Source organism: Treponema sp. R80B11-R83G3, assembly GCF_054786115.1.
Genome location: NZ_BDHF01000370.1, coordinates 1 through 690, shown reverse-complemented (window position 1 = coordinate 690; position 690 = coordinate 1). Strand labels below are relative to the sequence as shown.

Annotated in this window: 1 pseudogene; it reads left to right on the top strand. The window is 56.1% G+C overall.

Features of this window, described 5'->3' with window-relative positions:
• A pseudogene (locus tag ACYVRH_RS13915) lies at window positions 1–690 on the top strand (hypothetical protein); the annotation flags it as partial.

The following is a 690-nucleotide window of genomic DNA, read 5'->3' as shown; positions in this document are numbered from 1 at the left end:
GCACGGTTCAAGTAACAGAAAATAACAGCAGGGCGATTTACAATAATACCACTGGTAAAGTGGAAATCTCCGGCGGCACGGTTAAGGCGACAACGGGTTACACAATAAACAACCAGGTCGGCGGAACGGTGAATATCTCAGGCGGCACAGTTTCGGCAACTACGGGCAGGGCGATTAACAACTATAGCACCGGAGCGGTAAGCATTTCCGGCGGCACGGTCTCGACAACGGGTTACGCAGTGTATAACAATAGCACCGGCGCAATAACCGTGTCGCAGCCGACCGCAACGGCGACACTTGTAACATCGGCAAACACAAGCAGCTCGCAAGGCACGATTTACCTTGCAAGCGCAAACGGCACTGCCGCGCGGCTTGTAATAAACAGCGGCACGGTACAAAACACCTCAGCCACCGACGACGGCAACGCGGTTTACAACGCTTCCCCCGGCGGCATAACGGTGAGCGGCGGAACGGTTCAGTCCTCGGCATACAGCGGCAGGGCGATTAACAACTATAGCACCGGAGCGGTAAGCATTTCCGGCGGCACGGTCTCGACAACCTCGATGACGGGAGGAACGGCCAGGACGATTCACAACAATAGCACCGGAGCGGTAAGCATTTCCGGCGGAACGGTTCAGGCAACAATTGGCTGTGCGGTGTACAACCAAGCCGCCGGCCTAATAACCGTGT